Origin of the sequence: Vibrio tarriae, from assembly GCF_002216685.1 — a bacterium.
GTDB classification, from domain to species: Bacteria; Pseudomonadota; Gammaproteobacteria; order Enterobacterales; family Vibrionaceae; genus Vibrio; species Vibrio tarriae.
This window is the reverse complement of sequence record NZ_CP022353.1, coordinates 93510-105391: the sequence shown is the minus strand read 5'-3', so window position 1 is coordinate 105391 and position 11882 is coordinate 93510. Positions and strand designations below refer to the sequence as shown.

Sequence of the window (11882 nt, the reverse complement as noted above, 5' to 3'; positions counted from 1 at the left end):
ATTTAACGGTTCGTGCTTTCAAAAATCTTATCCGCCGAAGCTTCGACAAATCCGGGATAGAGCTGACCATTGGCCATAGGGTAGCGTTTGGCAAACTCATAAAAGCCACCGGGGATCATCTCCGCGCCTTCGTTAAAACGCACTAACACTTTATCAGCCATGGTCGAAGACTGTTCGAGCAAGACTTCTGGTGAGCCTTTTACTTCCCCACCCGATTCATTGATGCTAAAGCCATGTTGGCGCAGATGGTCATTGACCTGTTTCACTTCATGCAGCGCATTGAGCTGATTCACGCTGACTGTAAAGTGGTTTGCACCATAACCATGCGCCGCAAGCCAAGCGGCATACTCACTCTCTTTCGCCAAAGTAAGATAGTCGGCATGGCTTAAGCTCCATAAGCGACCGCCATACAAAAAAGCCTCACTGGCTAATGCTTGCGGCTTAACTTGTGCCACCAGCTTTTCAACAATCGCTTGCAGCTCAGATGAACACTCTTCCACTTTCAGCTCACTAATGAAAACCTTAGGCTGCAAAGGATCGGGATGTTCAAAATGCTTAGCAAAGAGTTTTTTACTTTTGAACTCATACTCACCACACGCTTGGTAGCCGAGTGCCAGAAACGGTTTAGCCAGCGTCTCTAACCCCAGTGGCGCCAAATTAAATGTGCGCAGCGCAATATGGTCATTAATCAGCGGCTCATCTTCTTGCAGGAGTTGATGTACTCTGTCTGCCGATGGGCAGAGGCGCTCAATATAATCATTCCAGAGCGATTGAAATAAAGCTGTTGGCGTCATAACGCCTCCTTGTTGATCCTATGAAACGCAAACGGACTAGGGTTAGACGCCGTGTAATTTATCCAGCGCTAACACGATAAAGCTTTCAACCTGTGACGAAAAAAGTGCCTACTTGGCTGCGCAGGCACAAAATAAATTATGATTAGAGTTCAACTCCCGGGCTCAAGGTAGCAGGAAGCAGCGTTGTCTCCCCCTCCATTGAAGCCATCGGATAAGCGCAATAGTCGGCGGCATAGAAGGCACTAGGACGTAAGTTGCCCGATGCTCCTGGGCCACCAAATGGCGCATCTCCACTGGCTCCGGTTAATTGGCGGTTACGATTGACGATGCCCGCACGAATATGTTCGACAAAGTAATCCCACTCGCCATCATCCGTCGAGACGAGTCCGGCGGATAAGCCAAAGCGGGTATCATTGGCAAGCTCTACCGCTTGCGCCAAAGTCTGGTAACGCACCACTTGCAGCAAAGGCCCGAAATACTCATCATCCGGTAAGCGCTCAATCGCCGTCACATCGATGATGGCCGGAGTGATAAACGCCGCATGCAAGGCGCGAGCTTCAAGTAGACTTTTTCCGCCTAGCGCTTGTAGATCTGCTTGCGCCTTGAGGATCACTTGTGCTGCCGCTTCAGAAACTAACGGTCCCATAAAGGGTGCGGGCTCAGCAAAGGGCTGATCAATACGCAGCTTGGCCGTTACGGAAACCAGTTTATCGAGCAGTGCATCGCCTTTCGTCCCGATTGGCACATACAAGCGACGCGCACAGGTGCAGCGTTGACCACTGCTGATAAACGCCGATTGAATAATGGTATAAACCGTGGCATCCAGATCGCCATAGTGCTCTGAAATCACCATAGGGTTATTGCCGCCCATTTCCAGCGCCAGCATTTTGTCCGGCTGACCTGCAAATTGGCGATGCAGCAGATGTCCAGTATTGGCACTCCCCGTAAACAGCAAACCATCAATCCCGCGTGATTGCGCTAGCGCAATCCCCGTCTCTTTTGAGCCTTGAACCAGATTGATGACACCAGCAGGTAAGCCAGCCTGTTGCCATAACTGCATCAAAACTTCGCCAGTCCACGGAGTTTGCTCAGAAGGCTTAAACACCACGGTATTGCCCGCCAGCAGCGCAGGCACTATGTGTCCATTCGGTAAATGGCCGGGGAAGTTATACGGCCCAAACACCGCCATCACACCCAACGGTCGATGGCGCAATACCAGCTGATTGCCCGCAGCTTCACGCACCGTTTCACCAGTACGTTCATGATAAGCACGAATCGAAATTGCGATTTTTCCGGCAATTGAAGCCGCTTCCGTGCGCGTTTCCCACAAAGGCTTGCCCGTCTCTTTAGCAATCACTTGCGCAATCTGTTCGCTGTTGGCTTTCACCAATTCCGCAAAGGCCAACACCTTCTGTTCACGCTCAGCAAAGGGGCGTTTTTTCCAGTCGAGAAAAGCGCGGCGAGCGGCCTTCACCGCCGCGTCGACTTGCTCGCCACTAGCGCTGTAGCCTTGCCATAAAAGCTCATGGCTATAAGGCGTATGTGATTGTAGTTTTTCACCGGTCCCCGCAACCCATTCACCGGCTATCCAATGTGTCATGGCTATCCCCTACTGCGCCAAAATCCGTAAATAATCCCCCGTGCTCACTTCTAACGCCGCAGCCACTTTGGGGGAGATGATCACCGCGTTATCTTCTTGGCTGTATGCGGCTTTGGCCGCCGTAGCACGGAAGTTCTCAAACGAGGTGTTACACATAATGAAATTCTGCGAGCTCGAATGCTCTGCCACTTCAACAATGGCGCGTACTGAGTGGCGCACCGATTCGATGTTGTTCAGCTCACATTCCACGGTTGGGCCCGCATCAAAAATGTCGACGTAATTGCGACAGGTGAAACCCTCTTTCTCAAGCAATACCAAGGCAGGTCGCGTATTTTCATGAACCTGACCAATCACCGCTTGCGCTTCTTTGCTCAGCAAGTTGACGTAAATGGGCAGCTTTGGCATCAAGTCAGCGATAAAGCCTTTTTTGCCAATTCCAGTCAGATAATCGGCCAAAGTGAAATCAATCGAGAAAAAGTGCTCTTGTAGCCACTTCCAGAATGGTGAATTGCCATCGGCATCAGAAACGCCGCGCATCTCAGCGAAAATGGTTTTGGAAAAACGGTGTGAGTGTTCCGCCATCATCAAAAAACGGCATTTCGACATCAAACGACCATTTAAGCCTTGGCGATACTGTGGGCGCAAAAACAGAGTGCAGATTTCACTGCATCCGGTGTAGTTGTTACCAAACGTCAGCAACTTCACTACATTGTTGACACCCAATTTAGGCGAAGAGTGAACTATGGTGCTGATGTGATATGAATAAAACGGCACATCCCAACCAATTGAGGCTTCAATACCCGTGGTACCCGCCACTTGTCCGGTTTCGCTATCAATTCCCACCATCAAATAGCCTTCATCGCCGGGCGTGGTGACGTTCGGTTTGCTAAAGCTGTATTCTGAGTGGGTAATACGATTGGTCAGTAGCTCTTGATCTACTGGCAATGATGTGAAGCCATGGCCGGACTCGATAGCGCAGGTATGTAGCGCCTCATAGTCGGCCATGCTAATCGGACGAACAACTAGCATCTTTACTCCCTCCCGATGCGTAATCTCTGCATTGGACACGGGGCGATAACCTTTCGCCCCTCACGTCATCCTGCAGTCTGCGATAGCGTCGAACCTCCGTGGTTCGTCAATCAGGGCTTGCGATGCAAACCCTTCGCTATCACATCAGTGTGGCGATCGCTTTGTCTAAGCGGGCCATACCTTCTTCGATTTCTTGTTGGCTGATGATGAGAGATGGCGTAAAGCGAACCACGCTCGCCCCGGCCACCAACACCATCAAGCCTTGCTTACCCGCAGCGACCAGAATGTCACGCGCGCGGCCTTGCCATTCATCGTTGAGTGCCGCGCCAAGTAGCAAACCTTTACCGCGGATCTCTTTAAACAAGTGATATTTCTGATTGATTTTCTCTAGCTCAGCGCGCATCCACTGCTCACGCTGTTTCACACCAGCCAGTATTTCTGGTTGCGCGACGAAATCCACCACGGCTTCCGCTACGGCACACGCTAATGGGTTACCGCCATAAGTCGAACCGTGTACGCCCACTTTCATGTGCTCAGCAATTTTCGCCGTGGTCAGCATGGCACCGATTGGGAAACCGCCACCGAGAGATTTTGCGGTCGCCAGAATATCTGGCGTCACACCAATCCCTTGGTAGGCATAGAAATCACCAGTGCGGCCGTTACCCGTCTGCACTTCATCGAAAATCAGTAGTGCATTGTGTTTGTCACACAACTCGCGCACTGCTTGCACAAATTCAGCACTCGGAGAAACAATGCCACCTTCACCTTGCAGCGGCTCCATCATCACAGCACAAGTGCGATCGGAGATCTGCGCTTGCAGTGCAGCCAAATCGTTATAAGGCAAATGAACAATATCACCCGGTTTAGGGCCAAAACCATCCGAATAGGTCGCTTGACCACCGACCGATACGGTAAAGAAAGTACGACCGTGGAAGCCTTGGTTAAAGGCAATAATCTCGGATTTCTCAGGACCATACACATCGGCCGCATAACGACGCGCCAGTTTGAGTGCCGCTTCGTTAGCTTCCGCGCCGGAGTTGGCAAAAAAGACCTTTTCGGCAAAACTCACTTGAGTCAGTTTTTTCGCCAAGCGCAACGCCGGCTCATTGGTCATTACGTTACTTAAATGCCACAGCTTATTGGCTTGGGTGGTCAAGGCTTGCACCATCACTGGGTGGCAATGCCCTAAACAACTCACCGCAATCCCGCCAGCGAAGTCAATGTACTCATGACCCTGCTGATCCCAAATCCGTGAACCAAAACCTTTTACTGGGATAAACTCCATCGGGTTATAACAAGGCACCATCACCTCATCAAACGAACTCCGATCTACACTCATTTCCACCGTCATTACCCATTCCCTCTCGATACCGCATGCTCAGAGATAAGCGATTCTTCCACAAAATGGCTCTGTGTTAGATTATGTATTTCCTTAAAGCATTTGCAGCATTGTATTTACATTTATTTAACCGTTTCAATGGTGAAAGATCTCGTATGCACAGACAAGTGAGATAAACCCCACACCACGAACGACTATTTATGCAATAAAAAAGGTTATTTATGAAGTGATTTTTATGGAGCGATAGGAAATGAAGCAAAGAGGCAGCAAAATCAAGGCATGGCGCGGGCAGCACAATCCTCTATGAATAAGCTTAAAAAGTGACAACTTGCAGATAAATATTTGATAGAAAGCGAAAAAAGTGATCGCTGTCAGTACGATCGGCACCGTTCACACATCGCCCAGAGCATTAAGAGCGGTTTAAAAAATTGGCCAACAATTGGTGGCCTTGTTCTGTCTTTATCGACTCAGGGTGAAACTGCACCGCTTCAAGGGCTAGGGTTTTATGTTGAAAACCCATGATTTCATCAATGCGGCCATCACTGAGCTCAGTCCATGCGGTTAACTCAAAGCACTCGGGCAGAGTGTCATTTTTCACAACCAAGGAATGGTAACGCGTCACCGTTAGCGGGTTATTCAATCCGCTAAATAAGCCTTGCCCTGTATGACGAATGGGTGAGGTTTTGCCATGCATGACCTGACGAGCGCGTACCACTTGCCCACCAAACGCTTGCGCAATGGCTTGATGCCCTAAACAAACGCCAAGGATGGGCAACTTTCCTGCAAACGCTTCAATCGCCGCGAGTGAGATCCCTGCTTCATTAGGCGTGCATGGTCCCGGAGAAATCACCAAATGTGTCGGAGCCAGAGCACGGATCCCATCCAGATCGATCTCATCATTACGTACCACTTTGACCTGCGCCCCTAACTCGCAAAAGTATTGGTACAGATTGTAAGTAAACGAATCGTAGTTATCGATCATCAGTAGCATAAGCATCCTTCTTGGTGACGAGAAATCAATGGCATTCTACGAATCTCACCCACACTTTCAATCGAAACCTCCTCATCCCCCCCAACAGCCCTGCAGAAATTTCATTGATTACTAAAGAAAATTATGAAATCAATCACACATAAAACCCCAAATAGCCACCTACACTTTAAGTCACTTGATGCTGTCGAAATGACGGAACTCACTGATCTGCATTTTCTTTATGGCGACCTGACTAATATCGACTAGCATTAATTTAGTCTTAACTAATATAGATAAATCTTAAATCCATTAGGGGGCAACCATGAAAAGAACCATTGTGATCGGTGCAGGCTTAGGGGGGATGTCAGTCGTTTACGAGTTACGACAAAAACTCCCGAAAGATCATGAAGTCATATTGATCAATGAACACAACGAGTTTCACTTTATTCCTTCCAACCCTTGGGTTGCCTTGGGAGAAAGAACCAAAGAACAAGTCGTTTTGGATCTCACGCCTTACGCTAAAAAATTCAAAATCCCTTTTAACCCATCAGGGGTCACGCAAATCTTACCCGATGAAAAGACCCTACTCGCTGGTGATGGTACCCACTATAGTTATGATTACCTAGTCATCTGCACAGGCCCTAAACTGGCCTTTGAAACCGTTCCGGGAGCAGGACCAGAAACGGGATATACCCAATCAATCTGCACGGTGGATCATGCCGTAAAAGCCTATGAAGCTTATCAAGCGTTAATCGAAAACCCCGGTCCGGTATTGGTTGGGGCAATGCAAGGCGCGAGCTGCTTTGGTCCTGCGTACGAATATATTCTCACCTTAGAGAGTCAACTGCGTAAACTGAAAATCCGCGACAAAGTTCCGATCACCTTTGTCACGAGTGAACCGTATGTCGGCCATATGGGGTTGGGTGGCGTCGGTGACTCGAAAGCACTGATGGAACATGAGTTCCGTGACCGTGGTATCAAATGGATTTGCAACGCTCGAACCACCAGCTTCGATCCCGATATCGCGCATTTTGAGGAGCTAAACCGCAAAGGCGAAGTGGATTTTGAACATCATCTGCCCTTCAAAATGGCGATGTTCTTGCCGCCTTTCAAAGGCTCACCCGCGATTGCGGCGGTGCCGAAACTGTGTAACCCGAAAGGTTTTGTCTTCACTGATGAGTTCCAATGTAACCCTACCTACCGCGATATTTTTGCCGCAGGAGTTTGCGTTGCCATTCCTCCGTTAGAAGAAACGCCAGTCCCTGTCGGCGCGCCCAAAACCGGCTTTATGATTGAATCCATGACCACCAGTATTGTGGAGAATATTCTCAGCTTGGAAAGAGGCGAACCGATGGCCACCCGCCCAACCCTGAATGCGGTGTGTCTTGCCGATATGGGCGATAAAGGTGCTGCGTTTGTGGCGCTACCACAAAACCCTCCACGTAATACTAACTGGACCTCGATGGGGCAATGGGTACACATCGCGAAAATCGCCTTTGAAAAATACTTCATTTATAAGGTCAAACACGGGACTAGCGAGCCAATTTATGAAAAATACATCATGGGTGCGGTAGGAATTCATCGAACAAAATAGCAATGCGTTGTCCTCAACTTGAGGCGGCATTTCACCGCCTCCTTTTTTGTCCGTTTTTTGTTCATTTTTTCCACTTCGCCTCTATTCAATTTTTTCTCGTCAGTTATAATTCGCCGACTTTTTAGACCCCGCTCACGTTCTCTGTTGCCTACGTTTGCAACATCGAATCAGCGGGCGAATAAACATAATTAGGTAGCACACAGAGCAATGACAGTTCAGACTTTTACGCCAAATCAAACCACGACTCTGGAAACGGCGAAAAAAAACCATCGCAGAGCAAAGCCAAGGCAGCCAAACGACTGGCAATAAAATTGGTTTTGTTTCCTTAGGTTGCCCAAAAAACTTAGTGGACTCAGAACGCATTCTGACCCAACTGCGCACCGAAGGTTATGAGATCGTCAACAGCTACCACGATTCTGATGTGGTGATCGTCAACACCTGTGGTTTTATCGACAGTGCGGTACAAGAATCTCTGGATACCATTGGTGAAGCGTTGAAAGAAAATGGCAAAGTCATTGTGACCGGCTGCCTAGGCGCGCGTGAGGATGAAATTCGTCAAGTACACCCGAACGTACTCGGTATTACAGGCCCACACGCTTATCAAAACGTGTTGGAGCATGTACACCAATACGCGCCCAAACCAGCGCACAACCCGTTTACCAGCCTAGTGCCGGATCACGGGGTAAAACTGACACCCAAGCATTACGCCTACCTGAAAATTTCTGAAGGCTGCAACCATCGCTGTACTTTCTGCATCATCCCTTCAATGCGTGGTGACTTAGTCAGCCGCCCTGTGGGTGAAATTATTGGTGAAGCGGAACGCCTGAAAAACGCTGGCGTGAAAGAGCTGCTCGTAATCAGCCAAGACACCAGCGCTTACGGTGTGGACACCAAACACAGCTTAGGTTTTGCCAACGGTTCACCGGTGCGCCATAACATCAAAGCGCTCAGTGAAGAGCTTGGCAAAATGGGTATTTGGGTTCGTCTGCACTACGTTTACCCTTACCCACATGTGGATGAAATCATCCCATTGATGGCGGAAGGAAAAGTGTTGCCTTACTTGGATATTCCATTCCAACACGCCAGCCCACGTGTTCTGAAAATGATGAAGCGTCCGGGACAAGCGGAGCGCACTTTAGAGCGCATCAAAAAATGGCGTGAGATCTGCCCAGAGCTCGTGATCCGCTCCACCTTTATTGTGGGCTTCCCGGGCGAAACTGAAGAAGATTTCCAAATCCTGCTCGATTGGCTGAAAGAAGCACAACTCGATCGCGTTGGCTGCTTTAAGTACTCGCCTGTTGAAGGCGCAGCTGCAAACGAGATTGAAGATCAGATCCCAGAAGACGTGAAACAAGACCGTTTCGAACGCTTTATGTTAGTGCAGCAAGAGATCAGTGCCGCCAAACTGCAAAAACGCATCGGCAGCACCATGCAAGTGCTGATTGATGAAGTCGACGAAGAAGGCGCGATCGGCCGTACCTACGCGGATGCACCGGAGATCGATGGTTTAGTTTACCTCAACGGTGAAACCAACCTGAAACCGGGTGAGCTGGTTAACGTTGTCATCGAACACGCCGATGAATACGACCTATGGGGCAGCGTACTGCACGACGCGCAGTAAGTTCACGCCATCAACGTAAGAAACTAAAAAGGCTAGCGTACTACGCTAGCCTTTGGTTTATCAAAAATGCCACTTTCTAGCGACGGCGACGCCACATTCCAAGCCCCAATAGACCAAGCAGTGCGCCTAAACCGAATGAACCACCGTAGATGTTAAGTTCCAATACCGCAGGATCATGATCCGACGCGCGGAACTGATCCTTGTATTTCGGCAGGTTGCCTTTGAACTCATCGTTGTAGTCAAACAGCGTCGATTCTGCGCCATTGATGTGCCAATCGGTCGCATCCACGACTTTGTGTTTGAGGCTTGGGCTAACTAACAGATGATCCAGCGCGCCGACTTCATCATTAAATGAGTAGCTCCAACTATCTGGATGTTTGATGGCAACCGCGTTGAGATAACCGTAGCTGTGTTTGATCTCTGCGCCTGCATCTCCAAACTGCTCTACACCGGCAATGTAAGTATTGCGTGCTGCGCGAATGGTTTTGCCGTATTTCTCTGGCGTGTAGTCGGTCAGAACCAACATAGGGTCTTCCATGCCGTACGAGTTCATATCACCGAGAATCACTTTATGCCCATCGATTTTCGCTAGCGCATCACCCAACGCTACCGCGGCGGCGACACGGAAGTTTTCACATGCGCCTTGGTAATCGAGATCTTTGCCTGCCTGTCCGCCTTGCTCAACGGGCGCGGCATCTTCCCAACACGCAGATCCTTTCGATTTGAGGTGATTCACCGCGACGGTGATTTTCTCGTTACCGCCTTTCACTTTAAAGGTTGGGGCAAGCGTATCACGCTGGTAGTTCTTGCCATCTTCAATCACTTTACCATTGGCATCCACTACCTCTGGTGCTTGCTGGCTTGGCATTGGGATGACGCGGTTTTTCGCTAACTTCACCACTTTATCGCGGTAGATGACACCGGTGGTGATCACATCAGTACCGAGTGAGTCTGCAGCATCGGTTTTGCCATCGCCATTCGAATCAATCGCCACAAAGCGGTAGTGTTTTTTCTTATCCGCGATTTGGCTATTGATCTGATTAACCAATTGGGCAATCGCTGAACCTTCACCAAAACCGTTGTTCTCAATTTCCATCAAACCCACGATATCGGCATCCAAGCGCACAATCGCATTCACAATCTTGGCTTGCTGCACTTCAAATTCAGCCAGATTGTTGGCACCACGGTTATCACCATGTTGGTTAGCGTCACCACCAAACGGCGAGTTGAAGTAGTTGAGTACGTTGAAAGTTGCTATGCGCAAATCACCCTCATCCATATCTGGCTTAGCTTGACGCGGCGCGTTATGCACCAAGTTTTCCGCCGAAAGGGTATTGGTCGCAATCAGGCGATATTCGTTATAGCTGTAGCTCACAACCCCTTCGAGGCCCGAAACCGTATCATCAATTCGAATATAGTCTTCGGTTGAACCGTCTTGATCGACATCGGAGCGACCAAATGCTGGGTAATACGGAATTTGCCCATCAGGTGCTTTGGCATCCGATTCCACAAACAAGCGGCGCTGTGCGTTATCCAGCTTCTGTTGCGAAGCTTGCTCTGAACCGGCGGGATGCTGCTGGTTTGGCTGCATATTGATGCGACCTTGCGCCAACACCATGTTGTTACGACGCGAATCATAGTCATAACCAAAGGTGCGAGTCACACGCATATCCAATTCAGGCGTGGTTTTCACCAACATGCCTTCGTAGCGCTCTAGCGTCTGGGCAAAGTGTTCATCCGAAGGCAAGATCTCGATGGCTTGCGCTTGTGGCGCAGCTTGCTGGCCTTGTTTCACCCACTGATTGTTTTCCGCTTTGAGCTGCGTCAGGTTGTAATACTCCTGCACTTTGCCCTTCACGCACACCACATCGCCCAGCGCTAAGTCCGAACTGCTTTGGTTGGTAAACACAAACAGGCCTTCTGAGGTGTTCGGGTTGTAGTCATCTTCCAGCGCTTGCAGATAGAAGCCTTTAGTCAGTCCGGTCGTTACTGCACTCACCACACCTTTAACAAAGAAATCCTCATTGGTGATGTAGGGATAACCTTGGATAAAGGGAGAAGTACTGCCTTCACCCTGAATTTGTTGGATGGTGGTAAAGCTTGGCTCTGCCCCATCTAGCGTACAATTAAAGGCACTCGGTGGCGTGGTGGCATCCAGTGCGCCAAGCCCATCAATATTGTCTTTGCCTTGGGTCGCCCAATCGGAAGCTTGGTAAGTAGCGCTTGGGGTGAGTTTTGTTCTGGCGAGCGTGTTGTCTTTCGCAAAATTTGCGCCGCCCATATTGCCGACCACGTCATGCACCGAACCATCGCTATTGAGCAGCGCAATCGGATCATTGCCATTAAAGTTAACCACTGTGTTGTTGGTTAGGTCGGCTGTCGCCAGTATCGCACTGCTGGCGCTGCCGTGGGCAAGTACCAACACATCGTGCGCTGCAATCACTTGCCCATCTAACGGTAAGGTTTTATCCCAAGTGCCGCTGCCGTTGGTCGACATCGCCAGTTGGAAGCCATTCAAGCTCACTGCTTGATCGGACGTGTTAGCAATTTCAATCGCTTTATTGAAGCTGCTGCCTTCAACATATTGAGAAATCAATACGTCGGCATACGTTGGCGCAACTAAGCCAAAGCTGATAGCCAGAGCTAAAGTCGAACGAGTTAAATTCGGGGTTGATCTCATATCCATGATGCACCTTATCCTCCCTGCTTGATTGTCGATTGGCAAACAGGGTGTGTTGAGTCACTGTTTGTATTAAAGCAAAACCACTTTGCGCGATGAGTGTTGCTGTTTTTCATGCAACACGGAAACATTCAGCATTGATATCGAGATATTCATCTCATCAATAGAGCAAATACTTGAATGCATCGCAAAGTTTCAACAAGCAGAGTAAATGGGCTTTGCAACCATCCGATTTCAATAGGATTAACATTTCAC

The 11882-nt window shown here is 49.3% G+C and carries 7 protein-coding genes and 1 pseudogene; 2 read left to right on the top strand and 6 right to left on the bottom strand.

Annotated features, from left to right (window positions below):
• Positions 1 to 2 precede the first annotated feature (2 nt).
• The 5 genes from CEQ48_RS05945 to CEQ48_RS05925 all read right to left on the bottom strand — a co-directional run bounded on the left by CEQ48_RS05945 (position 3) and on the right by CEQ48_RS05925 (position 5753).
• Positions 3 to 794, bottom strand: a complete 792-nt coding sequence (locus CEQ48_RS05945; RefSeq protein WP_089070632.1) for a DUF1338 domain-containing protein — start codon at positions 792 to 794, stop codon at positions 3 to 5.
• 142 nt (positions 795 to 936) lie between these two features.
• Positions 937 to 2394, bottom strand: coding sequence for a succinylglutamate-semialdehyde dehydrogenase (gene astD / locus CEQ48_RS05940; protein WP_089070631.1), 1458 nt, complete (start codon positions 2392 to 2394; stop codon positions 937 to 939).
• A gap of 9 nt (positions 2395 to 2403) precedes the next feature.
• Positions 2404 to 3423, bottom strand: a complete 1020-nt coding sequence (astA, locus tag CEQ48_RS05935) for an arginine N-succinyltransferase (RefSeq protein WP_089070630.1) — start codon at positions 3421 to 3423, stop codon at positions 2404 to 2406.
• 139 nt (positions 3424 to 3562) lie between these two features.
• A complete protein-coding gene (locus CEQ48_RS05930; RefSeq protein ID WP_000215480.1) occupies positions 3563 to 4774 on the bottom strand; it encodes an aspartate aminotransferase family protein in 1212 nt (403 codons plus the stop codon).
• Between the two features lie 397 nt (positions 4775 to 5171).
• Complete coding sequence (locus tag CEQ48_RS05925) at positions 5172 to 5753, bottom strand: aminodeoxychorismate/anthranilate synthase component II (protein WP_089070629.1); 582 nt, start codon at positions 5751 to 5753, stop codon at positions 5172 to 5174.
• A 301-nt stretch (positions 5754 to 6054) separates the two neighbouring features.
• Between CEQ48_RS05925 and CEQ48_RS05920 the strand changes: the two genes are divergently transcribed.
• Positions 6055 to 7326 (top strand): NAD(P)/FAD-dependent oxidoreductase, encoded by a 1272-nt coding sequence (locus tag CEQ48_RS05920; protein ID WP_089070628.1) that lies wholly within the window; start codon positions 6055 to 6057, stop codon positions 7324 to 7326.
• A 207-nt stretch (positions 7327 to 7533) separates the two neighbouring features.
• Positions 7534 to 8947: pseudogene (gene rimO, locus CEQ48_RS05915) on the top strand (30S ribosomal protein S12 methylthiotransferase RimO).
• Positions 8948 to 9023: 76 nt separating this feature from the next.
• Here rimO and xds read toward each other — a convergent pair.
• Entirely contained in the window at positions 9024 to 11633 is a 2610-nt protein-coding gene (gene xds / locus CEQ48_RS05910) for a GlyGly-anchored extracellular endonuclease Xds (RefSeq protein WP_089070627.1), read from the bottom strand.
• Between the last annotated feature and the right edge of the window lie 249 nt (positions 11634 to 11882).